The sequence below is a fragment of the Neorhizobium alkalisoli genome (assembly GCF_002968635.1).
GTDB lineage: Bacteria > Pseudomonadota > Alphaproteobacteria > Rhizobiales > Rhizobiaceae > Neorhizobium > Neorhizobium alkalisoli.
The window spans coordinates 244,130-270,969 of the sequence record NZ_PVBN01000006.1 but is presented as its reverse complement, the minus strand read 5'-3'; the positions used below and the strand labels follow the sequence as shown (position 1 = coordinate 270,969).

Here is a 26,840-nt window from a genome sequence, read left to right as displayed (position 1 = left end):
GAACGACTCGCGGAAACTTCTTCCGCAACTGTCGAGCTGCAGAATGCTTCAGGAAGATATTTCCGGCAAAGAAAAACCGCTCGCAACATTCGTGTTGCGAGCGGTTTGAGATCACTATGTGCTCAGACGCCGGTCGTCAGGATTTCTCGCAGCTTGCCGACGATTTCGTCGATGTGGTGCTTCTCGACGATCAGCGGCGGCGACATGGCGATGGTGTCGCCCGTGGTGCGGATCAGCAGACCATTCTCGTAGGCCTTCAGGAAGGCCGAGAAGGCGCGCTTGGTGGGCTCGCCTGCAATCGGGTCGAGCTCGATCGCGCCGATCAGCCCGATATTGCGGATATCGATGACGTTCGGGACATCCTTCAGCGAGTGCAGCGCCTCTTCCCAGTAAGGTGCGATGTCGCGAGCGCGGTCGAACAGGCCTTCTTCCTTGTAGGTCTCAAGCGTCGCCAGGCCTGCGGCCGACGCGATCGGATTGCCCGAATAGGTGTAGCCGTGGAAGAACTCGATCAGATGTTCCGGACCGTTCATGAACGTGTCGTGGATTTCCGAGGTCACCAGGACCGCACCCATCGGGATGACGCCGTTGGTGAGGCCCTTGGCGGTGGTGATGATGTCGGGCGTCACGCCGTAATACTGGGCCGCGAACGGGGTGCCCATGCGGCCGAAGCCGGTGATGACCTCGTCGAAGATCAGCAGGATGCCGTGCTTGGTGCAGATATCGCGAAGCTTCTGGAGATAACCCTTCGGCGGGATCAGGACACCCGTCGAGCCGGCGACCGGCTCGACGATGACGGCCGCAATGGTCGAGGCATCGTGAAGTGTCACGATGCGCTCCAGCTCGGTCGCCAGATCGCCGCCATGTTCCGGCTCGCCGCGGGTGAAGGCGTTCTTGCCGGGGAGGTGGGTGTGCGGCATGTGGTCGACGCCGGTCAGCAGCGTGCCGAACATCTTGCGGTTGGCGACGATGCCACCGACCGAAATGCCGCCGAAATTGACGCCGTGATAGCCCCGCTCGCGGCCGATCAGGCGGAAGCGCGAACCGTTGCCCTTGGCGCGATGATAGGCGAGCGCCACCTTCAGCGCCGTATCAACCGATTCGGAGCCCGAATTGGTATAGAGAACGTGATTGATGCCCTCCGGCGCAATGTCGACCAGGCGGTTCGCGAGCTCGAAGGCCTTCGGATGGCCGAGCTGGAAGGCCGGCGCATAGTCCAGTTCGCCTGCCTGTTCGCGGATCGCCTCGGTGATCTTCGGCCGGCAGTGGCCGGCATTGACGCACCAGAGGCCGGCGGTCGCATCGAGCACCTGACGGCCGTCATGGGTCGTGTAGTGCATATCCTTGGCACTCACGAAAAGACGGGGTTCCTTCTTGAACTGGCGGTTTGCCGTGAACGGCATCCAGAACGCCCTGAGGTCATTGGGCGTGGTATTCAGGCGGTTCGACATGCGGCTCTCCATGGCCATTCGGATCGTCAGGTGGCCATTTCCCGGTCGGCGGCTCAGCGCCAAGTTTTGACTGCATGGTCAAATTATCAGGGCAAGCGGAGTCGTCAACCGCATTCAGCGGAGCAACAGGGAAGGGAAGGGAAGAGATGAAGCCGGCAAACTGGAGAGCCCAGCCTCCGGCGATGCATGCCGGAGGCTGGGCCCAAGCAGCGAAGACGTCATGTCCGCGCTGTCAAACTCAAGCGGCTGCCGACGTCTTTTGGGCCGGCACGCAATAGATGTCTTCCAGCGTCTCAAGAACCTTGATCACCGATTCCGACGAACTGGAATAATAAATGGTCTGTGCGTCACGGCGGGTCTTCACCAATTTCTGCGCACGCAGTTTGGAGAGATGTTGAGACAGCGCTGACTGGCTGAGCCCGACCTGGGAAGCGAGCGCGCCAACGGCTACCTCGCCTTTGACCAGGCAGCACAGGATCATCAGCCGCTTCGGATTGGCCATGGCAGACAACAAGCCTGCCGCGGCGGTGGAGTGCTCAGATAGCGCCATCGTATCCATCAGCTACAATTCCCCTCGATCTAAAGCGGCTTCCCGCCCAAAAAATAATCGCCCCTCGTCCCTAGGGCAAAAATTAACAACGAGCAAAAGGGATTGTATATCCCTAAATTTCAGGTAACCGACCATTGTACTTTAGTTGTGGCAAAAATATATTCAAATACTATCTTCGGTGAGTCTGCAAGCTCGTCAAATTCGTGCCTAAGTTGCAAATCCCCGGAAATAAGGTTGATTCCGGCACGATCCACTCCGGCGAAACGCCAATTGTGGCTGCTCGCCGCTCCGAGATTTGCCGCAAATTTCTCCGCAGCCTCTGTCATGCTTCCTAAACTTTTCTGAAGTTCGAGCCAGTCCGAAGTGATTCCCGGCCGGGGAATCACCAAATCGGATCCCGGCAGTATGTATGCACGGCCGAAGCCGCCGTTGAGCGATGCGGTCTGCGGCGTGATTCGGAAAAAGCGAAAATCCGGGAAATCTGCGTAAAGGGCCGCTTTCGGATGCCGGTCGAGAAAGCGGCTTCGGATGCGGGTGTGATCCGGCGTTTCGCGGGCAACGCTTTCGGCGAGGCCCTGCAGCGTGATTCGCGGATGGGCGAGCGGATCGCCCTTGCCGGGTTCGCCAGCGAGCAGCGAGCAGCGGGGATCGGCAACGAGCCCTTTGGTATGGCCGGAGAGGCCCGAGACGAGGATAACAGGTGTGCCGTCGACGTCGGTGCCGGTCAGCGTCCGGCTGACGGACGGAAAGCCGGTTTCCGGATCGAGAACGGCGAGCGCCATGAAACGTGCCCCCCGCACCAGCGTCCGTGCGAGGCGGCGAGCATCGTCGTCCGTCTCGCGCAGCACCTGCGGCCGGTCCGTTGCAGGACGGTCTGTCGCAGGCTTGTCCGCTGCGGAATTGTCAGGCATTTCGTTCACCCAGTCTTCCTCGCGGGCAGGCCGGCGAAGTCAGCAGGACATACCACCAGTGGCCGGGCCAGGAAAGTGGACTTTTCGTCTCCGCTTTCAGGCTCCTCGCCGGCGGTGACGGGTGAGGCCGGCAATCACGTCGTCTGCAGATATCGTGCCGATGACGGCGCCGTTGTCCACGACGCCGATCGTCCCCGGCTGGCGGGAGAGCGCATCGAGGATATCGATGAGGGGGGTATCGGAGCGGGCCGTCGCGGAGACGCCGCCGGAGCCGGTCGCAGGGTTTACGCCCGCGCGCATCACGTCGCTCGCCGTCAGCATGCTGATCGGGTTCATGTGCTGCACGAAGTCTGCGACATACTGGTCTGCCGGCGCGCGGACGATCTCCTGCGGCGTGCCGCACTGGATGATGCGGCCGCCTTCCATGATGGCGATGCGGTTGCCGATACGGAAGGCCTCGTCGAGATCGTGGCTGACGAAGAGGATGGTCTTCTTGAGCCGCCGCTGGAATTCCAGAAGCTCGTCCTGAAGGCGGGTGCGGATCAGGGGATCGAGGGCAGAAAAGGGCTCGTCCATCAGGAGAATGGGCGCGCCGGTCGCAAACGCACGGGCAAGGCCGACGCGCTGCTGCATGCCGCCGGAAAGCTCGCCCACCTTGCGGTCGGCCCATTTGGTCAGATTGACCAGTTCGAGCTGCTCATCGACCCGCTTCTTGCGCTCGGCCTCCGCCACGCCGGCCAGTTCGAGGCCGAAACCGACATTTTCCGAGACGGTGCGCCAGGGAAGCAGGCCGAATTGCTGGAAGACCATGGAGACCGTGTGCATGCGCAGATCCCGCAGCGCTTTCGGGCTCGCCGTGTACGGATCGACCGGACCCGAAGGGGTGGCGACCTTCACGCCGCCGCGCACCACCGGGGCGAGGCCGTTGACGGCGCGCAGCAGCGTCGATTTGCCGGAGCCCGACAGGCCCATCAGCACGAGGATCTCGCCCTCGTGGATCGTCAGCGAGGCATTGGCGACGCCGAGGACGATGCCGGTTGCGGCGCTGATCTCGTCGCGGGTCTTGCCCTGATCGACCATCGACAGCGCACGCTCCGGATTGTCGCCGAAGATGATGTCGACCCGGTCGAAGACGACGCAGTCATTCGGAGCATCGGGATGCCCTGTCGGTCGGGCTGTCATCTCTGTCATGCGCCGTCTCCCGTCGAGCTGCGGAATATTCGGTCGAGGATGATCGCCAGGATGACGATGCAGAGCCCGGCTTCGAAGCCACGGGCGATATTGACGGTATTGAGCGCCCGGACGACCGGCACGCCGAGGCCGTTGGCGCCGACCAGCGCCGCGATCACCACCATCGAGAGCGACAGCATGATCGTCTGGGTGAGGCCGGCCATGATCTGCGGCATTGCAAAGGGCAGCTCGACCTTGCGCAGCACCTGGCCCGGCGTCGCGCCGAAGGCGACGGCGGCTTCGGTAAGCGCGTCGGGGGTGGAGACGATACCGAGGCGGGTGAGGCGGATCGGCGCCGGGATCGCGAATATGACCGTGGCGATCAGGCCCGGAACCATGCCGAGACCGAAGAGAATCAGCGCCGGGATCAGATAGACGAAGGTCGGGATCGTCTGCATCAGGTCGAGGATCGGCCGCATCACCTCATAGACCCAGGCCCGGCGGGCGGCGGCGATGCCGAGCGGTATGCCGACCGCCATGCTGACCGCGGTCGAGGCGAGCACCAGCGCCAGCGTCTCGGTCGTTTCCTTCCAGTAGCCCTGGTTGTAGATGATGAGCAGCCCCAGAACGGTGAAGAGCGTGACGCCGACCGAGCGGCGCAGCCACCAAGCGAGCGCCGTGAACACCGCGATCAACGCATAAGGGTTCGGCCATTGCAGCACGAACAGCATCGCATCGATGACCGCCGAGAGTACGTCCGATAAGAAGTCAAAAAACCAGTCGGCGTTGGCGGTCAGCCAATCGACGAAATCCTTCGCCCAATTGCCGAGGCGCACCTTGCCGCCGGAATCCACGAGCCATTCGGGAAGCCAATTCACGTTGAAGCCTGCCTGATCCGGAGAAAATTTTCGATGAAAGGCAGACGGGCCGGCTGGCCGGCCCGTTCAAAGGTCAGAGGCCGAGCTCTGACTTGACAGCCGCGAGGCCCGGCTTGCCGTCCTTGGTGGTGACGCCGGCAAGCCAGGGCTCGATCGCGGCGCCATTCGCCTTCAGCCATTTGCCGGCTGCGGCTTCCGGCTCCTCGCCATCGTTCAGAATACCGCCCATGATCTGGTTCTCCATCGGCAGCGAGAACTTCAGATTCTTGATGAAGGTGCCGACATTCGGGCATTCGTCGGTGAAGCCGGCGCGGACATTGGTGTAGACCTCGGCGCCGCCGAAATTCGGCCCGAAGACGTCGTCGCCACCCGTCAGGTAAGTCAGCTTGAAATTGGCGTTCATCGGATGCGGTTCCCAGCCGAGAAAGACGACCGGATCGCCTGCCTTGTCGGCGCGGGCCACCTGCGCGAGCATGCCCTGTTCAGAGGATTCCACCACTTCGAAACCCTTGAGCCCGAACGTGTTCTTCTCGACCATGTCGAGGATCAGCCGGTTGCCGTCGTTGCCCGGCTCGATACCGTAGATCTTGCCGTCCAGGGCATCCTTCTGCTTGGCGATGTCCTTGAAATCCTTGATGCCGAGTTCGGCGCCCTTGGCATTGGTCGCAAGCGTATATTTGGCGCCGACGAGGTTCGGTCCGAAGGATTCCACCGACTTGTCGGTCAGATAGGGCCGCACGTCTGCTTCCTGGGTCGGCATCCAATTGCCGAGGAAAATGTCGATGTCCTTGTTCTTCAGCGAGCTGTAGGTGACCGGCACGGAGAGAACCTTGACGTCCGTTTCGTAACCGAGCGCCTTCAGAAGCACGGTCGCGGTCGCCGTGGTGGCGGTGATGTCGGTCCAGCCGACATCGGAGAATCGGACCGTGCCGCACGCTTCCGGTTCGGCGGCGGAGACACCCGTTGCCAGCACCAGCACGGAGGCGGCAGCTGCGAACGTGGTCTTCAGCGAAGTGGTGATGCGCATGAGTTGTTCCCCTGTTTTTCGTGTTCCCGCCATTATCAATATCTCCTGAGATGAGGCAAGCGCGCGCATTCGCGGCGGGGGGCAGGGTGCATTTGCGACATTTTATGCAAACTCTGCCCCTTCCTTCGCGCCGCAGTTTTCCTGTGATTATCGCCATTGGCCGCTTTTCATGGAGGCCGATCGCGAGCAGAAGCAGGTTATGGCCAAGCTCTATTTCCACTATGCAACGATGAATGCCGGCAAGTCGACCATGCTCTTGCAGGCCTCCTACAATTATCGGGAACGCGGGATGCGCACGGCGATCTTCATCGCCGCGCTGGACGACCGGGCGGGGAAGGGGCGGGTCGCCTCAAGGATCGGCCTGTCCGAGGATGCTATCCCGTTCACTCAGTCGGACGATCTCTTCGCGGCGATCGAAACGATGCACGGCCAGGAGCCGATCGCCTGCGTCTTCGTCGACGAGGCACAGTTTCTGACCGCCGAGCAGGTCTGGCAACTCGCCCGCGTTTGCGACCGCATCGGCATTCCGGTGATGGCCTATGGATTGAGGACCGATTTCCAGGGAAAGCTGTTTCCAGGCTCGCTGGAGCTTCTCGCCATCGCCGACGAATTGCGCGAGGTGCGCACCATCTGCTTCTGCGGCCGCAAGGCGACGATGGTCGTGCGGCTCGACCAGCAGGGCAACCTGGTGCGGGAAGGGGCGCAGGTGGAAGTGGGAGGAAACGAGAAGTACGTTTCGCTCTGCCGCCGGCACTGGGAAGACCGGATGCGCTGCGAGTAGCGCCACGCGCGGGTCCGGATGCGAAGGACGGAACGGCTCGCCGCGAGACGGGCGCGCCGGACGTGGATTTTCGTGGCAACGGCGGTGAACCTGCCGGGTGGCGTAATTGGCCCGCCGCCGTTATCCTGTCGAAAGACGGCGGAGGGGCAGTGTGGCGGCAAAGCAGGTTTTCGACAGCGAGATCGAAAGGGTAACCGGGATTTTCGGTGCCATGCGCGAGGGGCAGCAGCCCCTGGCGGCGATGCTCGATAAGGCTGCCAGGCAGGACGCGCTTCCGGAGGAGGCCGAACTCGATGGCGAAGCGGAACGGCTGAGGCGCGAAGCGCCCGAACGGCGGGCAGCCGAGACCGCCCTTGCGCGGCTTGTGGCGAAACAGGCTGCTGCGATCAGCATCCGCAAGACCCAATTCGACAATCGTGAATTGCCGACGCGTCTGGAGAAGGCGATCGGTGTCGTTTCCCGGTCGGCGATGCTGCGACGTCAGCAGATTCGCCGGAAAAGCCAGGCGCCGCTCGCCCAACTCGGCGAGCTTCTGCGGCGAGCCGACATCCTCGCAGGGCTGCTGCAAGGCGAGCGTGATGTGCTGCTTTCCCGGCGCAAGGAAAGCGAAAACGATCTGGTGACGTTTATCGACCACCGGGCGGAGATCATCGACAGACTGCGGGGGGAGAACGGGGAGGCGACGACAGTCGTGGACGCGACGCGGCGGACCGAACATTGCGTGGAGATCTTCCAGGCATTCCTCGATGGGCTGAACACATCCGTCGGCACCTGCCACGTCCTGCTGCACAAGCTTGCCACCGACACGGAAGACCTGCTCATCCTTTACCAGGTCGTTTTCAACGCGGTCCGGCGGCACGGCGACGAAAGCGTGAAACCGGACACCTTTCCCAATCTCCAAAGTCAGATGAAGCGCTTTTCGGACGGATTGCTGACCGTTCACGGTCTCGACCGTCGCCGCAACCTCGCCGATCAGGCGTTTGCGGAGCGGTTTCCAGCCGAAGCCGCCGCCGAGGCTGCAATCGAGGCACGGCAGGTGGCGGGCATGCGCTGGCCTCCTTTCGGCTTCAAGCTTGCCAGGTCGTGACTCGCGCCGGTTGTGATCGCCGCCTGGAACACATATGTGTGAGGCAGCTCAATCGGATGCGCCCCCGCCTGACAGGAGACAGCGATGCTCGACCGGATTACCGCCTTCTTTCAACGGATCGGCCAGGCCGTCGGAAGAGGCATCGGGCTTCTGATCGCATGGCTGGTCTGGCCCTTCATGGCAGCGCACGGCTGGTACCGGCAACGTCACTGGATGGTGAAGGGGCCGATTCTGGCGCTTCTGGTGATCCTCGTCGGCCTCTACGGCTACTTCATCTGGCAGACACAGGTCTGGAGCGGCTTCAATCCGAATTTCGTGGAGAGTTATCGCTGGTCGGAGCGCACCGTGCCGGCCGGCCAGGAACTGCCGGCTGCAGCACCCGCCGCCGCTGCGGCGGCCGCCACTCCCGCCGCGCGGCAGTGCCAGTCCTCCGCCATCGTCGATGCCTCGGCCGATCTGATCGACATGAATGTCAACCAGAATGCCTGGATCTCCTCGATGCTGCTCTACCGGCTCGGCTTGTTCGGCATCGACTGGGACCACACGCCCTTCCTCGACAACAAGGCGTCGTTCCAGCGGGGAGTCCATCAGGCTGTCCGCCGCACCTCGGCGGAACTCGTCGATACGCTCGGTCGCGTCCGCGGTACGTCGGGGATCAACAGCAACCTGCAGGATGCACGCGGAAATCTGCAGTTCGATGAGTTTTCGTGGTATTTCGGTCTCGATCCCTTCGGCTTCAAAACCCCGTCGCCCGCTTATTACCGCACGGCAATCGAAAAGCTCAGGGCCTTCAATGCCGACCTGACCTCCTGCAATGCCACCTTCGACACCCGCGCCGACAACCTGATCCAGTTCGTCGACCGCATTGCCAATGATCTCGGCGGGACGGCGGCGATCCTCCGCGAGCGGTCGGAAAACAACAGCGCCGGCTGGTTCGACACGCGCGCCGACGACCGCTTCTGGTTCGCCTATGGTCAGCTCTACGGATATTATGCGGTGCTTTCAGGCGCTGGCGCCGATTTTTCCCAGGTCATCCGCGAGCGCAATCTCGGCCCGCTCTGGAGCGAAACGCTTACCAGGTTCCGTTCAGCGTTACGCGTCCAGCCGGCGATCGTCTCGAACGGCAGCGAAGACGGCCTGATCATGCCAAGCCATCTCGCCGTCATGGGTTTCCACACGCTGATGGTCCGGTCCAACCTCGTTGAAGTGCGTTCGGTCCTCGATCGATAGGATCGGTCCGATATTCAGGCTTGATTATCGGGCATTTCGTCGAGGAAAAAAGTCACGCCGGGACGCTGGGCGAAGAACTCATAGGTGACGCCGACGACTTCTCCAGCGGTGCCCGGTTTGTCGCGAAACTTGCCGACCGAGCGGACATACTTGTAGTCCTCGGCATCCGTCCTGATCCGGTAGATGTTGTGATAGGTGAGCCTCTCGGCGCTGGCGCGCTCGAAGGTCTCCATCAGCCTCGGCATGTCTTCGGGGTGGATGCGGGCGGTAATGGCCATCAGATTGATCGGGCCATCCTGGGGCTCCATGCCGAAGATGTGGCAAAGGTCCTCGGTTGCGAAGAAATGGCCGGAGTCCAACTCGATGCGCCAGAAACCGTAGAGACGAAACGCGGCTGCGAGATCTACCACTTCGTCAGACGAAAGGCCCACCTGCTGATATTGAGTATTGACGCGTTTTTCGGTGTGTTGAACCCAAAACGGCAATCTCTTCCTCCCAAGAGGCCAGGCGACAGCTACGCGCTATACTATGAGTCTGAGCCTCAACGCCTTTGCTACCAACTGGGTGCGGTTGACGCAATCCAGTTTCTTGATGGCGTTGTTCATATAGGCGTTGATGGTGTGGTCGGACAATGAAAGTATGCGGCCGATCTCCGCCGACGTCTTGCCCTGCGCGGTCCAGCGGACGACCTCCAGTTCCCGGACGGTGAGCGGTCCGGCCGTCGCAGTCTTGGTACCGCGCCGAATTTTGTCGAAGACATCGAAGGCATGCAGCACGATCATGCCGATCTCGTTGAGTTCCACCTGGCTCAGCCGCGGGCGGACGCCGTCGAACCGCAGCAGGAACCGGTCGCCATCGATGGAGTTCAGGGCCATCGCGACGCTGGTGACGAGGTTGTAGCGGCGCTGCAATTCCTGCATCGTTGCAGGAATTGCAAACCCCCGGACGGTGTCGGGATCATCGAGAGACCAGCAGATCGGTAGGACCGACCTGCTGATGAGCGGAGCGACGGGGCAGAGCCGCAGCAGGCGGCGGCGGTCGAATTCCTGGACATAGGCGGCGGGCAGCGTCGTCTCGACGATCATCCGCGACATCAGCACCTCATCCGGCGAGGTGGCGGCAAACAGCGTGACATGCAGAAACCCGAATTCCCGGGTGACGCGTTTCATGGCCGCAAAAATTTCCCCCTGCGAATCGGCAGCGGAAATCTCGCTGTTCAAGATAGACTGCCGTTCAAGGGTGATCATGCTGGGCAAAAGCTGATAGGGATTTATGTTATTGTTAAGAAATATACGAAGTGACTTGAATAGCTAGTGAAAATTCATATGCCGGGCAGTTATTCCTGATGTTTGCGATAGTCAATCAGTTTTATTGTTATTTCCGAACTCAAACAGGAAGGTTTTTTCAAATCGGCAGATATCTGGCGTTTTTAACTTCCTCCATGGCCGCATGAGTGGGGTTTCCCGCACTCCAGGACAAAACAAAGAATCACTTCGACGGAAACCGCCGGTATGTTTCCATTCCGGCGATCCGTTTCCGGCTCTCATAGCCAGTCGGTGCAGGCCGCCTGCAACTCCTCATAGATCGGTGCAAGCATGCGGAGCTGGCTCGCCGCTCTGGCATAATCTTCAACGACGAGGGGATATTGGAGCGATCCGATGAGGCGCGCCTGGCGATCCATGACCTCCGCCGGTTTCTCTCTTCCGATGCGAGCGAGACAAGTCGCCGCATCCGCCGCCCGCCGAGCGCCCACGCGGACCGCGAAATGGATAAGGTGGCCTCGGAGCTCGGGATCGTCGCCGGCCTCGACCAGTTCAGCAAGACGCGCGGCAGCCTGAGCGTTGCCAAGCGTGCCCGGGGGAACATCGTGGTCGCCGGCCATCGACAGCCATCGCGCCGCATGCGGCAGGGATCTGCGGATCACCTCCTCGTCCGGAACAGTTTCCACCTGCCGGAACGCGGTCCGCATGGTGAATGGCGAACCGTAATCGAGCGTTTCGGCTTTCCAGGCCTCGATGAAATGGCCGAGAGGGATCGTGGCGTAGGGATAGCCCTGCGGGTCGTGCATGAGCACGTGATCGCCTCCGAGCCCCAGGACAACAAGATAGTGGTCGGCGCCGATCGGCCCCTTCATGCCCGGCTGATGCCGAAGATGACCGATTTCTACCGGTCCGACCCATACAGGACCGGATATCAGAGCCTCTTCCAGGGCCGCAACGGCCTCTCCAGGCTCCCGGCTTCTCACGGTTCTTGATGTCCAGCCCAAGGCGGCAAGGGCATCATCGAAACCTGCCTCCGGCGTCCAGCCATGGGGATCGAAGAAGGGCAACGTCCCGCTTATGAGCTGCATTCCAAACGGACTGCCGGTGGCGAATTCGATGACCGAAGTCGGCGCGGCCTTATCGCCAAACATCATGGCGAAGGAATTCGCGTAGCAATAGGGGCCTGATCCGATATAGGGAAAATGCGTCATGTCCTGTCTCTTCCATACGCTGTGGGAGACACGACAAGAGCGACAAATTTCTCAAAATTGTCAAGCGGTTCGCTGGATCTACCCTGACCGGACGCAGGTCGGCGAAGCCTCAGATCCTTTCTTCGTCCTTGCCGGCCTTGGTCTTCGACATGATGCGCTCGAGCCAGCCGAGCATCACTGCCGAAATGACGAAGGCGATGTGGATGAGCGTGTACCACATCAGCTTCCAGTTATCGTACTGGTGGGCGTTGAGGAAGATCTGCAGCAGATGGATCGAGGAGATCGCCACGATGGAGGAGGCGACCTTGATCTTCAGGCTGCCGGCATCGAGCTTGCCGAGGAAAGAGATGTCCGCATCGGCATCTTCAAAGCGGCTGACGAAATTCTCGTAGCCGGAGATCATCACCATGACCATGAGGCTTGCGACGAGCGCCGCATCGATCAGGCCGAGCATCGCCAGGATCATGTCTGCATCGCTCAACGTAAAGACGTTCTTGGCGACTTTCAGAAGTTTCATCGCGAAGGAGAGGGCGTAAACGGCGAGCGCTATGACCATGCCGATATAGAACGCCACGAGGATCCAGCGGCTCGACAAAATGATCCATTCGACCAGGCGTTCCAGCGATTTCATGCGATCGTTCCGTAGTTCTTGAAGCCGTGCCTCATTTACCCGCCAGGGGCGAGGCTCGCAAGACTGGCAGAGATGTTGCTTTTCTACAACTTGCCCGGTGTTCTCAAAAATATGATTATTGCAGTCATATTTTAATAATTGACAAATAGAGTCATGTTTTCTAATGGCATGAATAAGGCAATATTTCTGCCTCCCGCCACATTTTAGCCAGATTTGAAAAGGGCCGCCGGTTGCCGGTGCGCAACTGCGCGCCGAGGGGTTCCGTGCGCCCTTGTGAAAGGACTGTTATGGCCCGCCGCCAGATGCGATCGATCCTGCTCACCTGCACCGCGCTTGCGGTGGTTTCCTTTGGCCCGGGCGCTGGGGCGCAAGAGGCTGCGCAGCCGGATACCACCCTGCGACCGATTACGCTCAAGGGCAAAAGGATTGCGCAACCGGGCGGCGTGGCCGACACGCCTCTGGCGACCGAGACCACGCAGGAGCAGATCGAAAACAAGCAGATCACCAACGTCGAGGATCTCGGCCGGGTGGCGGAACCCGGGGTGAATTTCAACCGCACCACAGGTGCGATCAACATCCGCGGCCTCGAAGGAAACCGCGTGCTGACGACGGTCGACGGCATTCCGACGCCGTTCATCGATGACGTCACGCGTAATGCGACCGGCGGCGTCGATGCTTTCGACTTCGGTTCGCTTTCGGGGGTCGACGTCGTGCGTGGTGCCGATTCCAGCCGAGCCGGTCCGGGAGCGCTTGGCGGTGTTCTGGGCCTCAGGACGCTAGAGCCGGAAGACCTCATCAGTGAGGGCCGAGATTGGGGCGGTATCGCGCGGACCGGCTATGACAGCGCTGACACGAGCGGCTTCGGCTCGGTCGGGGTCGCGAAGAAAATCGAAAACAGCTCGATCCTTTTCCAGGGCGGATACAGGAAGGGCCAGGAGCGCAAGACGAACGGCGACATCGATGCGCTAAGCACTGCACGTACTGAAGCCAATCCGTCGGACTATGATCAATATAACCTGCTCTTCAAGCTGCGGCATGAATTCGACGGAGGGCACACCTTCGGGTTGACCGCAGAGCGCTTCCGCCGGGACCGCGAGACTGATCAGCGCACCACGCAGACGGCGGCAGGGAATTACCGGGCGGGCGATTACACGACGATCAAGGACACGGACCGCGATCGTATTTCCCTGGACTACAGATACCAGTCCCAGAGCGACGACAGTCCGATCGACAGCGCCTGGGCCTCGCTCTACTACATGAACCAGAAGACCGTGGACGGCTATGACGGGGTCCGCTCGACCTCGGTCATTGGACCGATCGGTCGCCGCAACGACTATGAGCAGGACAGCTTTGGTCTGATCGGCGCGCTGGAAAAGAACATCGATGCGGGTGCTCTCGGTCACCGGCTCACCTTCGGCTTCGATCTGGCACGCATAACCTCGGAACAATACTCGTCCGGCTACGACAATTGCCCGGCCGAGATCAGCCCCGGCGTCTACCCGCCAGGCTTCGCCGCCTGCGCCAACCTGCATACGAACCAGGCCGACACGCCGAAGGTGGAGACGAGCCGCATCGGCTTCTATCTCGACGACGAGATCAGTTTTGAGAACTCCGCTTTCACGCTGACCCCAGGGATCCGCTTCGACTGGGTTCGCCATGCTCCGAAGATGACTTCGGCGTATGACAACAACGCCAGCAACCCCGCACTGCCGGACGGTTTCGAAGACTGGGCGCTGTCTCCGAAGCTGCGCATCGGTTACGAAGTGAACAAGGATGTCGAGCTTTTCGCACAGTGGGCGATGGGCTTTCGCGCTCCGACCGCTGGCGAACTCTATAGTGTCTTCGGAGGACCCGGGACCTATCTGCGCCTCGGCAATCCGAATCTCGAATCCGAAACCAGCAATGGTTTCGAACTTGGCGCCAATTTGGGTGATGAGGCCTTCGGCGGACGCATCAACCTGTTCTACAACCGTTACAAGAACTTCATCGACACCCGCGGCTTCACCGCCGCCGAAACGATTGCAGCAGGCTACGACCCCGCCGACTTCCCGTTTGGAGTCTCCGGGTACCAGAACATCTCTCGTGCAGAGATCTTCGGCATAGAGGCCAGCGTTCACAAAAGCTTCGACAACGGATTCCGGATCGGCGGCGGGCTTGCCTTTGCTCGGGGCAACGACCTCGACCGGCACACTTTCCTGCGGTCGGTCCCTCCTCTCAAGGCGGTCGCAAGCGTGGGATATGATACGGAAACCTGGGGCGTCGGCCTCGACGTGATCGGGGTTCAGTCATCCTTCAACGACGACGGACTCGGCGGGACCTATTTCAAGACCCCAGGCTACGGCATTTTCGACCTCACAGCCTGGTGGGAGCCGGAACAGGTAAAGGGTCTGAAGATCAACGCGGGCATCTACAACGTATTCGACCGCACCTATTACGACTACGCGACGGTCAGGCAGAACGGCGCCCTGCAGTCCCGCGAATTTTATTCGGAGCCCGGCCGGACATTCAAAATCTCGCTGACGCAGCGGTTCTGAAGCACCAAAAGGGGCGGTGGGACGCCTTGAGGGGCGGCGCGATGGAGGCGCCGCTCTTTCTATTTTTTCTGCGGAGCGGCCCGCGCCGCAGCGGCGCTGCCATTCCCACATTGCTTTTCCTTGGCTATTCATAGGTAAGCGGCCGGTGCGAGCCGTGGGGAACGGGGAGAGTGGCATGGCAGCCGTCAAGTCGGACATCGAGATCGCGCGTGCCGCGAAGAAGAGGCCCATTTCGGATATCGGAGCGGGGCTGGCGATCCCGGCCGGCGCCTTGGCGCCCTATGGCTCCGACAAGGCCAAGCTGAGTGCCGACTTCATCAGTTCCCTTTCGAAGCGGAAGGACGGCAAGCTCATCCTGGTAACCGCGATCAATCCGACGCCTGCAGGCGAGGGCAAGACCACGACGACCGTCGGCTTGGGCGACGGTCTCAACCGGATCGGCAAAAAAGCGGTGATCTGCGTTCGCGAACCCTCGCTCGGTCCCTGTTTCGGCACCAAGGGCGGGGCTGCCGGAGGCGGTTATGCGCAGGTCGTGCCGATGGAGGACATCAACCTGCATTTCACGGGCGATTTCCACGCGATCACTTCGGCGCACAATCTGCTTTCCGCGATGATCGACAACCATATCTACTGGGGCAACGCCGAGAATATAGACGTGCGCCGGATCGCCTGGCGGCGGGTGATGGACATGAACGACCGGGCGCTCAGGCAGGTGATCGCCTCGCTCGGCGGCGTCGCCAACGGCTTTCCGCGCGAGAGCGGGTTCGACATTACCGTGGCTTCGGAGGTCATGGCGATCCTCTGCCTCGCCGCCGATCTCGAAGATCTCGAAAAGCGCCTCGGCAATATCGTGATCGGCTACCGCTTCGACCGGTCGCCGGTCTTTGCCCGCGATCTCAAGGCGGACAAGGCGATGACCGTGCTCCTGAAGGACGCAATGCAGCCGAACCTGGTGCAGACGCTCGAAAACAATCCGGCCTTCGTGCATGGCGGGCCTTTCGCCAATATCGCCCATGGCTGCAATTCGGTGATCGCCACCAAGACGGCGCTCAAGCTCGGCGACTATGTGGTGACGGAGGCTGGCTTCGGGGCCGATCTCGGTGCGGAAAAGTTCTTCGACATCAAATGCCGCAAGGCCGGGCTGATGCCGGATGCGGCGGTGATCGTTGCCACCGTCCGGGCGCTCAAGATGAACGGCGGCATCAAGAAGGAGGAGCTTGCGGTCGAGAACGTGGAGGCGCTCAAGCGGGGCTGTTCCAACCTCGGGCGACACATCGCCAATGTGCGAAAATTCGGCGTGCCGGTGGTGGTTGCGATCAATCACTTCACCTCGGATACGGATGCCGAAGTGGCGGCGGTAAAGGACTACGTGGCGCGGCATGGGGCGGACGCCATTGTCTGCCGGCATTGGGCGGAGGGGTCTGCCGGCATCGAGGAACTGGCGCAGAAGGTGGTCGAGCTTGCCGAAGGCGGGCAGGCGAAATTCCAGCCGCTTTATCCCGACAACCTGCCGCTGATGGAAAAGATCGAGATCATTGCCTCGAAGATCTATCACGCCGGCGAAGTGACCGCCGACAAGGGGGTGCGCGACCAGCTCAAGGCTTGGGAAGCGCAGGGCTACGGCGACCTGCCGATCTGCATGGCGAAGACGCAATATTCCTTCTCGACCGATCCCAATCTGCGCGGTGCGCCGGAGGGGCATGTGGTGGACGTGCGCGAGGTGCGCCTGTCTGCCGGTGCCGGCTTCGTCGTGGCGATCACCGGCGAAATCATGACCATGCCGGGGCTTCCGAAGATACCGTCGGCGGAGCGGATTTTCCTCAACGAGGCGGGGTTCGTCGAGGGGCTGTTCTGAGTTCTTCGGGCAGGTTCGGGCAAAGCGAACGCGGCGATATCAGGATACGGGATAGCATTCAGGGAACCGAAACTTGAATTGCGAATTGATGCGGCGCAGGATCGGCGGGCAAAGGCCGTTCCAGTTCATCCCGTATGGAGAAAGCCCCATGTCGATCGCATCCGCAAAGCTTCCAGTTTTCGTTCTTCTGACCATGGCTGCGACCTCGTTGGGCCAGCAGACCGCTTACGCTGCCGATCTCGCCGGCGGATATCGCGAGCGCCCGCGGGTGGTGAGAACGACCTATGTCCGCCGCAATATCCAGGAATGCAGTCTTCTGAGGGTCACCGAATGGGACCGGTCGAGGATCGTGGAGGTCTGCTACCCGCCGTTGGACTTGAGCCCGACGCCGGGACGGCTGTCGTCGAGCGGCGATTTCTTCGGCGGATCCTCGTTCACGGTGACGCAATCCGGGGACTTCTGAACAGAGCCCGCTTCGCGACCGGGCGGTGGCGGTTGCCGGCATAGCTACCGGCAATACCGGTAGCCGTTTTCCCGTTCCATCACGTCGAGATGCAGGTGGTTCTGATGGGCGGCGTCGCTGCCTGGTGACAGGACGGTGGTGAAGTGCAGGCAGGCGCCGGCGGTGGCGGTGCGCTGAAACGCCCCTTCGAGCGTCGAATCGTCTTCGCGCGGTTTCATTTCCATCGTCTCGCCGTTGTCCAGCTTGAAGGCGGCGACGTCGATGCCGTTGCCGCGGGCGTGCTCTGAAATCTTACCGGTCGAGGCGCCGTTCCTCAGGCGGCAGGCATAGGTGGAGCCCGGCACGATGCCGGTGATCTTTCGCCCCGGCATGGCGATGTTCATCGCCGGCTGGGTCGTATCCTTCAGCCAGTGGGCCATGGCGACTGCCGTCTTGCAGCGCATGACCGCGCCACCGAGCTCGACGCCCGGCAACACTTCCGCGACTTTGATCGGATGTTCGATGCCGCAACCATTGCCGTCATCGATAGGACTGATGGGTTCGAACTTGGTGCCAAGACCGGTGAGTTCGGCAAGGCAGGCTTGCAGCTCTTCCGGATTCTCCTTGACGAGCGGCGGAGGCGGGGGAGGTGGCGGCGTCTCGGCCTTGTCCTCCTCGCTTTCCTTGCCGTCCGGCTTGGCCTCTTCCGGTTTTGCCGCATTTTTCTCGTCCGGCGTCGCAGGCTCGACGCTTTCAGGTTTTGCGAGAGGCTTTGGGACTTCGGCTTCGTATGGAGGTTTGGTGGCGGTGCCGGGCTGCTCGACGACAGGCGGTTCCGCCGCGGGCGCGGTGGCCGGCGGGTTGTCCGGGCGTTGGTTTGCCTGGTTCTGTGCCACGGGTGGCGGGGTTTCCGAAACAGGTGGTTTGCTGGCGGCGCTGCCGGTCTGCTGAGGCACCTCCGGCACGCTCTCGGCTTGTGCCGTCGAGTTCAGGGCGGGCTTCGGTATCGGCACGGGGATGCTGGTCAGTGCCGGTGGTTTCGGTATCGTGTTGCGTCCGCGCGACGAAGACCCCCGGCGTTGAGCCGAGGACGCACGTTTGGGCGTGCCCTCCTGGAAGAGACGATCGAGGAAGCTCACTTCCAGCACATCGGCCGGCTGCGACCGCGGTATTGGTCGATCGAGCGGCAATCCGGCGCCCATGATCAGGGGCAGGCCTGCCAGAACTGCGATCCATGAATACTTCATGCCGTATCCTTCTTGAATTCCGGAGGATGATAACGCCGATCCTCCTGTTTTGGTCGCATTGCCGGCCCAAGAAATTCGCTTGCGCACAATCGCGACCCACGCTAACAATTCCGCCCATGACGATTTCGATGAACATTGGCAACTGGTGGTGGGCACGCTTCGCGCGGCCTTGACCAGTCATGTCCATCGACAAGACGACGACAAGCCGCCCGAGAACCGAGGCGGCTTTTTTGTTGGCCGCATAAGGGGATCCGGGCATCGAGCAGTTTCGGAAAAAGCGCAAAGCGGTTTTCCATCCGGAATTGCCACGAAGCAAGATGCAGATCGGAGAGGCAGGATAAATGGTAACGATCATTCGGGACGACGGTTCGGAGACCTACGAGACGCGGGGCGGAGTAACCGTCAGCCGGCAGCGGAGGGCGGCGGATTATGCGACCGCGATTTCCTCCTATGTCGACAGGCTCGACGAACGGCGCGGCGCGGTCTTTTCCTCCAACTACGAATATCCGGGTCGCTATACCCGCTGGGACACGGCGATCGCCGACCCGCCGCTCGGATTCTCCTGCAACGGTCGCAAGGTCTGGATCGAGGCCTATAACGGCCGCGGCGAAGTGCTGCTCGGCTTCGTCGCCGACAAGTTGAAGACGGTCGCCGACCTGACGTTCGGTGACCAGACGGCTCGGCGGCTGGATCTCACCGTCAACGAACCGTCCCGCGTCTTCACCGAGGAAGAGCGTTCCAAGATGCCGACGGTGTTCACCGTGCTTCGCGCCGTGGTCGACCTCTTTTATTCCGAGGCTGATTCGGCGATCGGCCTGTTCGGCGCCTTCGGCTACGACCTCGCCTTCCAGTTCGATGCGATCAAGCTCTCCATGGCCCGCCCGGAAGACCAGCGCGACATGGTGCTGTTCCTGCCGGACGAAATCCTCGTCGTCGACCACCATGCCGCCAAGGCCTGGATCGATCGCTACGACTTTGCCAGGGACGGCGTGACCACCGAAGGCAAATCGGTCGAGATCGCGCCCGATCCATTCAAGCGCACCGACACGATCCCGCCGAAGGGCGATCACAAGCCCGGCGAATATGCCGACCTCGTCACCAAGGCGAAGGAAAGTTTTCGCCGCGGCGACCTGTTCGAGGTGGTGCCCGGCCAGAAGTTCATGGAGCGTTGCGACTCGAAGCCTTCGGAGATTTCCAACCGGCTGAAGGCGATCAACCCGTCGCCCTATTCCTTCTTCATCAATCTCGGCCATCAGGAATATCTGATCGGCGCATCGCCGGAAATGTTCGTGCGTGTGTCCGGCCGCCGCATCGAGACCTGCCCGATTTCGGGTACGATCAAGCGCGGCGAGGATGCGATCTCCGATAGCGAACAGATCCTCAAGCTCCTGAACTCCAAGAAGGACGAATCCGAGCTCACCATGTGCTCGGACGTGGATCGTAACGACAAATCCAGGGTCTGCGAGCCCGGTTCGGTGAAGGTGATCGGCCGCCGCCAGATCGAGATGTATTCGCGGCTGATCCACACGGTGGACCATATCGAGGGGCGTCTCAGGGAAGACATGGACGCCTTCGACGGATTCCTCTCCCACGCCTGGGCCGTGACCGTCACCGGCGCGCCGAAACTGTGGGCCATGCGCTTCATCGAGAACCATGAGAAGAGCCCGCGCGCCTGGTATGGCGGGGCGATCGGCATGGTCGGCTTCAACGGCGACATGAATACCGGGCTGACGCTCAGAACCATTCGCGTGAAGGACGGCATTGCGGAAGTGCGGGCGGGGGCGACGCTGCTCAACGACAGCGATCCGAACGAGGAAGAGGCTGAAACCGAACTGAAGGCTTCCGCGATGCTGACCGCAATCCGTGATGCAAGGGCCGGCAACGCCGCAAAGGTCGGCCGTGACGTGGCACGCGTCGGGCAAGGCGTGAAGATCCTGCTGGTCGACCACGAGGACAGCTTCGTCCATACGCTCGCCAACTATTTCCGCCAGACGGGTGCGGAAGTCTCGACCGTGCGTACGCCGGTGCCGGAGGAAGTGTTCGACCGCTTCGATCCGGACCTCGTGGTGTTGTCGCCGGGACCTGGCAATCCGAAGGATTTCGACTGCAAGGCAACGATCAAGACGGCGCGGGCAAAGAACCTGCCGATCTTCGGCGTCTGCCTCGGACTGCAGGCGCTCGCCGAAGCCTATGGCGGGGAGCTCAGGCATCTGGCGGTTCCGATGCACGGCAAGCCCTCGCGCATCCGCGTGCTGGAACCCGGCATCGTCTTCTCGGGCCTCGCCCGCGAGGTGACGGTTGGCCGTTACCACTCGATCTTCGCCGACCCCAAGACGCTGGATCCGAACTTCATGATCACCGCCGAAAGCGAGGACGGCACGATCATGGGGATCGAGCATGTCAAGGAGCCGGTGGCTGCGGTGCAGTTCCACCCCGAATCGATCATGACGCTCGGCGGCGATGCCGGCATGCGGATGATCGAGAACGTGGTGGCGCATCTTTCGCGCAAGCGCGAGACCAAGGCGGCGTGAGGTGATGGAAGCCATCGCGATCGAACGCATCCGCGAGGACCATATCGAGAGCTTTCACGAGGCTCTCGATACCGTGTCCCGCGAGCGCAAATACCTGACATTCCTGGAGGCACCACCGCTCGAAAGCGTAAGGTCCTTCGTGCAGGACATGATCGAAGGCGGCCATCCGCAAGTCGTCGCCATCGTAGACGGCAAAGTGGTCGGCTGGTGCGACATCCGCCGCAATGCCCGGGAGACGCATGCCCATTGCGGCGCGCTCGGCATGGGCATCATTCCCGGCTATCGCGACAATGGACTCGGCAGGCGGTTGATCACGGCGGCGCTGGATCTTGCCAGGGAAAGCAATTTCCATCGCGTCGAACTGCATGTGCATGCGGACAACATGCGGGCGACCGCGCTCTACGAGAAGGTGGGTTTCGTCCATGAAGGCGTGGCCCGCGACGCGGTGAAGATCGACGGGCGGTTTATCGATGCAATTCAGATGGCGGTGATTTTCGGGTAGCCATGCCAGATCTCTCCCCTACATTACCCGCGACATCAAATGGCGTGGGCGATGAGGTTTTGGCAGCTACTCGCGGTCGCGCTGGGGGCATTGTTTTCTGGATATTCGGTGGCGGACGACGGTTCCGACAGAGCCCGCAAGTTCAGCGAATTCGTGCGACCGGCTTATCCCTTGCTGTCGGCACAAGCCGGTCTTTGGGAAACTGATCCGGAAAAGATCTCTCAACGAGTAGACAGAGCGGCAACCGGACTGGCGGCCGTGGCTCCGGACGAATGTAATGGCGAGGGCTTCCGGCGAGATCTTTGCGGCCTTCGAATTTTTCTTCAGCCTTCGAGCTCGATGGAGCCGACTCTGAGGGAGCGGGAACTGATTGTTCGTAAACCCTACGGCGACATCGCACCCAAGCGCGGCGATATCATTGTATTCAACACACGCACCAACGTCTCGGACAAGCCCGAGCTTTATGTGAAAAGGTTGGTTGGTCTGCCGGGTGACGTGGTTGAGCTGCGTCAAGGCAAGGTATTGGTCAACGGGCAAAGCATGCCCCAGGCTGCGTCCGGGAAGGACTTCAAAGACCTGTTTGGAAACGAGGTGGAGATATTCAAGGAAACCACGCCTGAGGGGCGGCAATATGAGATCGGCTTGAGTACCGCAAACCGGCCGGTGGCGGCGGATGAGGCAGGCCCCTTTCACGTGCCCCAAGGACATTATTTCGTCCTGGGGGACAATCGCCACAACTCGGCGGACAGCCGCTTCCCGGATGCTATCGGTGAAGATGGGTTCATCCCGGCAGAGAGTGTTTCCGGTCGTATTGTAATGATTTTCGTATCAGGGGAAGTCGAACGGGTTGGAACGGTGTTCGAATAGATGAAGCTCGATTTGGCGGCCTTTTGACAAACGCCTCCACCTGAGTCATATGCACCGCCAACCGAAACCGCCGAGCGACGAATGTCGCGCCGGCGGTTTCGCCGTTTTGGGGCCTGGCTCCTGCAAATCATTCGCATGCGCATGAGGACGAAGATAGTGGCGAGGGACAACAGGATCGTCGAGCGGCTGGCCTTCTGGGGCATTCCGGTTTCGCTGGTCGTGATGGGGCTGAAGATGCTGGCCTGGTGGGTGACGGGCTCCGTCGCGCTGCTTTCGGACGGGCTGGAATCGACCGTCAATGTCGTGGCCGCCTTCATCGCCTATTTCGTCATCCGCTACGCCCAGCGTCCCGCCGATCACGATCATCAGTTCGGACATCACAAGGCCGAATACATCTCGGCGGTCATCGAAGGCGTGCTGATCGTGGTGGCCGCGCTCTTGATCATACAGGAGGCCTGGCGCGGGCTTTTTGAGCCTGATCTCCTGGATGCGCCGGTGCTCGGCCTTGCGATCAATGGCTTTGCCGGCATCATCAACGCGTTTTGGGCAACCACCTTGATCCGCACCGGTAAGGCTCATCGCTCGCCGGCCATGACCGCGGACGGTCAGCACATCATGTCGGATGTGGTGACCTCGGCCGGTGTCCTCGTCGGCCTCGTCCTTGCGGTCTTGACCGGCTACCCGATCCTCGACCCGCTGCTCGCCATCTTCGTCGCCTTCAATATTCTCTGGCAGGGCTACAAGGTGATTTCCAATTCGCTCGGCGGGTTGATGGATCGGGCGCTCGAACCGGATGAGGAGGCGGCGGTGCGCGAAGCGATTACCGCTCATTCGGACGGTGCGCTCGGCGTGCATGATCTGAAATCGCGCCGGGCAGGGGCGGTGGCCTTCATCGATTTCCATCTGGTCGTGCCGGCGGGAATGAGCGTCGGCGAGGCACATGACATATGCGACCGCTTGGAAGATGCGATCAAAGAGACTATTCCGGGCGCCACATTGGCAATCCATGTGGAGCCCGAAGGCGAGCGCGCCCATGGACAGAAAGTAGAGATCGAAGGAACAGGCAAATGACGATGACGGATGTAAGCGGGCTTTCGCAGCTTGGAGCCAATGTCGGCACCCCCCAGAGCCCGGAGGCTGCAGTCCTTGAAAAGGTGCCGAACAGCAATCAGGGGACGGACTATGTGGTGCGGTTTACGGCGCCGGAATTCACCTCGCTCTGCCCGATGACCGGCCAGCCGGATTTCGCCCATATCGTCATCGACTATATCCCCGATGGCTTCCTGGTCGAGTCGAAGTCGCTGAAACTCTTCCTGCATTCCTTCCGCAACCATGGCGCTTTCCACGAGGACTGCTCGGTCTATATCGCCAAGCGGATCATCGACCTCCTGCAGCCGAAATGGCTGAGGATCGGCGCCTACTGGTATCCGCGAGGCGGCATCCCGATCGACGTCTTCTGGCAGACCGGCGAGGCGCCGGCAGGAGTCTGGCTGCCGGAGCAGGGCGTGCCGACCTACCGGGGACGTGGGTGAGGAGTGGTCCGGCGAAGCCGCAGCAATCGATCCAGTGAACCGATTGCAGTGACGAACGCGCCGAGCTGAAGTGAGGCGCCGGATACGGGCGGCTTGCTCCGCTTACACGTCCATCGAACTGTCGTCGCCGAGGTCGCTGTTGTCGAAGTCCGGCTGGTCGTCGGCAAAGTCGTCATTGCCGTAGTCGGCCTGCTGAAGCGCGTCGTTCGAATTGTCGGCGGCGCCGGCTCCCCCTCGGCTGTCCGAAGCTTCCCGAATGGCGTCGTCGCCGAAGTAGTTGTTGACGGTGGTTTCTTCCGCCGGAGCATTGCCAAAAGGGTTGGCTCCGTCAAAAGGGGATCCCCAGCCAAGCGACGACATGTGGTGGCCAAAAATTCCGGACAGCGAATTGGCAAGCAGCACGCCGCCCGCCACACCCGCGGCGGTGCCGAGAGCGCCGCGCAGGAAACTGCCACCGGCAGAGGGCGCGGAGGCTTGCTGCGCCGCCCATGGGCCGGGGAACGCGTGCTGGGAGGGCGCGGCCCGATAGCCGTCGTCACCGTCGCGGTTCGCGCGGTAGGTCTGACGAGGGGCGGTGTTCCAAGGGCCGGAGGAGGGGGCTGGGCCGGGCTGCTGAGGCTGGCTGGAGCCGAAAATGGAGCTCAGGAAGCCGCCGCCCTGTTCGGCGCGGTGGTGTTCGCTTTCGCCAGCCTCCAGCTGATGGACGTGTTCCTCAAGTTCCTTGATGCGGTTGGCCGCCGCTTCCAACCCCTTTTCCTGAACCACTACCGCCTGGGCCAGATAGTAAGTGGCATAGGGCTGTTCGCGGCTCGCCTGCTCGATGAAGACCTCGGCGTCGCTATCCCTCGGCGTCGAGGATGCCGTTCGGACGCGATCGAACAGGGAGGTCAGAATCTGGCGTTCTTCCGGTGACATGATCTTACTCCTTGCGAGCAAACATTTCTCACAAGGAGTTAGGTTCCGTATCGGACGTTTAAAGCCGATGCTTCCTTAAATCTCGGTAATGCGGGGCTCAGCCGAAGGCCAGCGACAGGCCGAGCAGCGCGGTGACGGCGCCGGCAATGCGGGTGGCGGCGGGCGCAAGCCTGATGATGCCAAGGCCGAGAACAATACCGGCGCCATGCAGCAGGCCGGTGGCGATGAGGAAGCCGAGAGCGAACCGGACGGCTCCTGCCGAACCGAGTTCGCCGCCATGGGCAAAACCGTGGAAAAGCGCGAAGACGGCAACGACGACCGCAGACGCCGACGCAGGGACTTTCACGGCCATCGAGACCAGAAGGCCAAGGCCGATCACCGAGGCGAGGATCGCCGGTTCGACGAAGGGAAGAGCGAGCCCGTTCAGGGCGGCGAGGAAGCCGAGCGCCATGGTGCCGACGAATGCTGCGGGTACGGTCCAGAGAGCTTTGCCTCCCATCTGTGCGGCCCAAAGACCGACCGCCACCATGGCCAGGATATGATCGAGACCGAAAAGCGGGTGTGACACGCCGGCGAAAAAGGAGCCGTGTTCCGTCGGATCAAGATGGGCAAATGCCGGGGCGGTAAAAGCGGCAAGAACGGCGGTTGCGAGCAAAAGGCGTTTCAGCATTCGGGTCCCCTCGAAATCGTGATCGTGCGAAATGATATCGGAGGATAGGCAAGCGGTTGCGCACTGTCCATTGCCATTCGCCGATCGGACGGAATGCCGCCTACGTCATTCACCTTAGTCCGGGGAAGGTTGCTTCTTAGACTTCGTCTCCATTGTTTTACGGCCGCGAACGCATTATGTCCGATATCAGAATCCATTCAGGAGACCGTAATGAACGACGAAGACGACAACGACGACAAGACGAAGGAACTGCCGCTCGGCAAGGAAACGGAGGCGAATCTTTTCAAGTCGCGTTCGATCTTCATCTACGGGCCGATCACGCAAGAACTGGCACAGAAAGTCTGCACGCAGCTCGTGGCGCTCTCCGCGGCCGGCGACGACGACATCCGCATCTACGTGAATTCGCCCGGCGGTCACGTCGAATCCGGCGATTCGATCCACGACATGATCAAGTTCATCAAGCCGAAGGTCTGGATGATCGGCACCGGCTGGGTGGCCTCGGCTGGCGCGCTGATCTATGTCGCCGCTCCCAAGGAGCGCCGCATCGCTCTGCCGAACACCCGCTTCCTGCTGCACCAACCGTCCGGCGGCACGCGCGGCATGGCCTCCGACATCGAAATCCAGGCTCGCGAAATCATCAAGATGAACGAACGCCTGATCAAGATCTTCTCCAAGGCCACCGGCCAGCCGGAAGACAAGATCGCCAAGGATATCGATCGCGACTACTGGCTCGGCGCCGAAGAGGCCGTCGCTTACGGCCTGGCTTCGAAGATCGTCACCTCCCAGGGCGAAATCTGATCGACCGAATTGAGAAAAAAAAGCCCCGCTGGCAGAAGCCGGCGGGGCTTTTTTCTTATCTGCCCCTGGGCAGGCCTCGTCACTAACCCGTAACGCGGCTCCGGCTGGTCTGGACATAGGCGAGCAGCCTGACGAACAGCGCTGCCGCGATGAGCACCATGGCGGGAAGATAGGCGGCGTCCATGACGGCGCGTTTTCCAAAGGTGAAGATGAAGGAAATATAGATATACCAGGCGCCGAAGCGGTGGACGCCCCGCCAGAGCCTGCCGCCCATGGCCGCCGCGATCCGGTCGAACGAGCTTGCAGCCATAGCGGCGATGAAGACGTAGGCGAGGCCTCCGGCCAGGATCGTGACGAGATTGGTCAGTTTCCAGAACAGGTCCGGATCGACGGATGCCAGGGTCAGGATCGCACCGAGATGCACGAAATGCGAGAGGGCAAAGGAAAGCCCTAGATAACGCCGATTGCGACGCTGCCAGATGGTGTATGCGCCTGGCGCCAGCCTCACCATTGCCGAGGCGGTGAAGGCCATAAGGAACAGGATGAGGGAGAGGCGCGCGGTCCAGCGGATGACCATCCGCGCCGCTTCCGCGGTACCGGCTGTCCAGCCGGCGGCCGCGGCGAGCAGCAGAAGAATTATAGACGCGACCAATGCAATCAGTCGCCAGCCGTTCAATGTCATGGGGGAGCCTCCAAGGTCGATCATGTAATCATTGATTACATCGCTTGTCCCGGACCGCAAGTGATGTAATCAGTGA

General features: G+C 61.4%; 26 protein-coding genes. 12 read left to right on the top strand and 14 right to left on the bottom strand.

From position 1 onward, the window contains the following. Positions 1-122 precede the first annotated feature (122 nt). The 6 genes from C5L13_RS15585 to C5L13_RS15560 form a co-directional block, all read right to left on the bottom strand. A complete protein-coding gene (locus C5L13_RS15585; RefSeq protein ID WP_105384330.1) occupies positions 123-1,451 on the bottom strand; it encodes an aspartate aminotransferase family protein in 1,329 nt (442 codons plus the stop codon). Positions 1,452-1,689: 238 nt separating this feature from the next. Then, on the bottom strand, positions 1,690-2,010 hold the full coding sequence (locus C5L13_RS15580; RefSeq protein ID WP_105374035.1) for an ArsR/SmtB family transcription factor: 321 nt from the start codon (positions 2,008-2,010) through the stop codon (positions 1,690-1,692). Between the two features lie 110 nt (positions 2,011-2,120). Then, a complete protein-coding gene (locus C5L13_RS15575) occupies positions 2,121-2,912 on the bottom strand; it encodes a HugZ family pyridoxamine 5'-phosphate oxidase (RefSeq protein WP_105384329.1) in 792 nt (263 codons plus the stop codon). Between the two features lie 96 nt (positions 2,913-3,008). Then, positions 3,009-4,094, bottom strand: a complete 1,086-nt coding sequence (gene choV / locus C5L13_RS15570) for a choline ABC transporter ATP-binding protein (RefSeq protein WP_105384328.1) — start codon at positions 4,092-4,094, stop codon at positions 3,009-3,011. Positions 4,095-4,099: 5 nt separating this feature from the next. Continuing rightward, positions 4,100-4,960: a choline ABC transporter permease subunit gene (gene choW / locus C5L13_RS15565; RefSeq protein ID WP_105384192.1), complete on the bottom strand. Its 861-nt coding sequence runs from the start codon at positions 4,958-4,960 to the stop codon at positions 4,100-4,102. Positions 4,961-5,033: 73 nt separating this feature from the next. After that, positions 5,034-5,987 carry a choline ABC transporter substrate-binding protein gene (locus C5L13_RS15560; RefSeq protein ID WP_105384191.1) on the bottom strand — a complete coding sequence of 318 codons (954 nt, stop codon included), beginning with the start codon at positions 5,985-5,987 and terminating at the stop codon, positions 5,034-5,036. 199 nt (positions 5,988-6,186) lie between these two features. Between C5L13_RS15560 and C5L13_RS15555 the strand changes: the two genes are divergently transcribed. The 3 genes from C5L13_RS15555 to C5L13_RS15545 all read left to right on the top strand — a co-directional run bounded on the left by C5L13_RS15555 (position 6,187) and on the right by C5L13_RS15545 (position 9,085). Next, positions 6,187-6,768: a thymidine kinase gene (locus tag C5L13_RS15555; protein ID WP_105384327.1), complete on the top strand. Its 582-nt coding sequence runs from the start codon at positions 6,187-6,189 to the stop codon at positions 6,766-6,768. Between the two features lie 151 nt (positions 6,769-6,919). Continuing rightward, a complete protein-coding gene (locus C5L13_RS15550; protein ID WP_105384190.1) occupies positions 6,920-7,855 on the top strand; it encodes a hypothetical protein in 936 nt (311 codons plus the stop codon). Positions 7,856-7,939: 84 nt separating this feature from the next. After that, the gene (locus tag C5L13_RS15545) at positions 7,940-9,085 is read left to right on the top strand and encodes a DUF2333 family protein (RefSeq protein ID WP_105384189.1); all 1,146 of its coding nucleotides are present in this window, start codon (positions 7,940-7,942) and stop codon (positions 9,083-9,085) included. Between the two features lie 14 nt (positions 9,086-9,099). Here the strand turns inward: C5L13_RS15545 and C5L13_RS15540 are convergent, their stop codons facing one another. From C5L13_RS15540 to C5L13_RS15525, 4 genes are all read right to left on the bottom strand, one after another. Further along, the gene (locus C5L13_RS15540; protein ID WP_105384188.1) at positions 9,100-9,570 is read right to left on the bottom strand and encodes a PAS domain-containing protein; all 471 of its coding nucleotides are present in this window, start codon (positions 9,568-9,570) and stop codon (positions 9,100-9,102) included. A gap of 36 nt (positions 9,571-9,606) precedes the next feature. Further along, positions 9,607-10,332, bottom strand: a complete 726-nt coding sequence (locus C5L13_RS15535; protein ID WP_105384187.1) for a helix-turn-helix transcriptional regulator — start codon at positions 10,330-10,332, stop codon at positions 9,607-9,609. 296 nt (positions 10,333-10,628) lie between these two features. After that, the gene (locus tag C5L13_RS15530) at positions 10,629-11,558 is read right to left on the bottom strand and encodes a hypothetical protein (protein ID WP_105384186.1); all 930 of its coding nucleotides are present in this window, start codon (positions 11,556-11,558) and stop codon (positions 10,629-10,631) included. 109 nt (positions 11,559-11,667) lie between these two features. Beyond that, positions 11,668-12,189 carry a TIGR00645 family protein gene (locus C5L13_RS15525; RefSeq protein WP_105384185.1) on the bottom strand — a complete coding sequence of 174 codons (522 nt, stop codon included), beginning with the start codon at positions 12,187-12,189 and terminating at the stop codon, positions 11,668-11,670. A 287-nt stretch (positions 12,190-12,476) separates the two neighbouring features. Here C5L13_RS15525 and C5L13_RS15520 point away from each other — a divergent pair, with 287 nt between their 5' ends. The 3 genes from C5L13_RS15520 to C5L13_RS15510 all read left to right on the top strand — a co-directional run bounded on the left by C5L13_RS15520 (position 12,477) and on the right by C5L13_RS15510 (position 17,041). Beyond that, complete coding sequence (locus tag C5L13_RS15520) at positions 12,477-14,723, top strand: TonB-dependent hemoglobin/transferrin/lactoferrin family receptor (RefSeq protein ID WP_105384184.1); 2,247 nt, start codon at positions 12,477-12,479, stop codon at positions 14,721-14,723. 175 nt (positions 14,724-14,898) lie between these two features. Beyond that, a complete protein-coding gene (locus C5L13_RS15515; RefSeq protein WP_105384183.1) occupies positions 14,899-16,578 on the top strand; it encodes a formate--tetrahydrofolate ligase in 1,680 nt (559 codons plus the stop codon). Positions 16,579-16,726: 148 nt separating this feature from the next. Further along, a complete protein-coding gene (locus C5L13_RS15510; protein WP_105384182.1) occupies positions 16,727-17,041 on the top strand; it encodes a hypothetical protein in 315 nt (104 codons plus the stop codon). Positions 17,042-17,085: 44 nt separating this feature from the next. Here the strand turns inward: C5L13_RS15510 and C5L13_RS15505 are convergent, their stop codons facing one another. Next, positions 17,086-18,267: an extensin family protein gene (locus C5L13_RS15505; RefSeq protein WP_105384181.1), complete on the bottom strand. Its 1,182-nt coding sequence runs from the start codon at positions 18,265-18,267 to the stop codon at positions 17,086-17,088. Positions 18,268-18,608: 341 nt separating this feature from the next. Here C5L13_RS15505 and C5L13_RS15500 point away from each other — a divergent pair, with 341 nt between their 5' ends. From C5L13_RS15500 to queF, 5 genes are all read left to right on the top strand, one after another. Further along, positions 18,609-20,798: an anthranilate synthase gene (locus C5L13_RS15500; RefSeq protein WP_105384180.1), complete on the top strand. Its 2,190-nt coding sequence runs from the start codon at positions 18,609-18,611 to the stop codon at positions 20,796-20,798. A gap of 4 nt (positions 20,799-20,802) precedes the next feature. Next, positions 20,803-21,300 (top strand): GNAT family N-acetyltransferase, encoded by a 498-nt coding sequence (locus C5L13_RS15495; protein ID WP_105384179.1) that lies wholly within the window; start codon positions 20,803-20,805, stop codon positions 21,298-21,300. Between the two features lie 51 nt (positions 21,301-21,351). After that, the gene (gene lepB / locus C5L13_RS15490; RefSeq protein ID WP_158693455.1) at positions 21,352-22,167 is read left to right on the top strand and encodes a signal peptidase I; all 816 of its coding nucleotides are present in this window, start codon (positions 21,352-21,354) and stop codon (positions 22,165-22,167) included. A 156-nt stretch (positions 22,168-22,323) separates the two neighbouring features. Next, positions 22,324-23,238 carry a cation diffusion facilitator family transporter gene (locus C5L13_RS15485; RefSeq protein ID WP_407070431.1) on the top strand — a complete coding sequence of 305 codons (915 nt, stop codon included), beginning with the start codon at positions 22,324-22,326 and terminating at the stop codon, positions 23,236-23,238. Beyond that, the gene (gene queF / locus C5L13_RS15480; RefSeq protein ID WP_105384177.1) at positions 23,235-23,699 is read left to right on the top strand and encodes a preQ(1) synthase; all 465 of its coding nucleotides are present in this window, start codon (positions 23,235-23,237) and stop codon (positions 23,697-23,699) included. The genes C5L13_RS15485 and queF overlap by 4 nt, the downstream gene beginning before the upstream one ends. A 102-nt stretch (positions 23,700-23,801) precedes the next feature. Here the strand turns inward: queF and C5L13_RS15475 are convergent, their stop codons facing one another. Further along, positions 23,802-24,614: a DUF2076 domain-containing protein gene (locus C5L13_RS15475; protein WP_105384176.1), complete on the bottom strand. Its 813-nt coding sequence runs from the start codon at positions 24,612-24,614 to the stop codon at positions 23,802-23,804. Positions 24,615-24,711: 97 nt separating this feature from the next. Continuing rightward, a complete protein-coding gene (locus tag C5L13_RS15470) occupies positions 24,712-25,284 on the bottom strand; it encodes a HupE/UreJ family protein (protein ID WP_105384175.1) in 573 nt (190 codons plus the stop codon). 210 nt (positions 25,285-25,494) lie between these two features. Here C5L13_RS15470 and C5L13_RS15465 point away from each other — a divergent pair, with 210 nt between their 5' ends. Continuing rightward, positions 25,495-26,082 (top strand): ATP-dependent Clp protease proteolytic subunit, encoded by a 588-nt coding sequence (locus tag C5L13_RS15465; protein ID WP_105384174.1) that lies wholly within the window; start codon positions 25,495-25,497, stop codon positions 26,080-26,082. A gap of 82 nt (positions 26,083-26,164) precedes the next feature. Here C5L13_RS15465 and C5L13_RS15460 read toward each other — a convergent pair whose 3' ends face one another. Then, positions 26,165-26,764 (bottom strand): hypothetical protein, encoded by a 600-nt coding sequence (locus C5L13_RS15460; RefSeq protein WP_105384173.1) that lies wholly within the window; start codon positions 26,762-26,764, stop codon positions 26,165-26,167. Between the last annotated feature and the right edge of the window lie 76 nt (positions 26,765-26,840).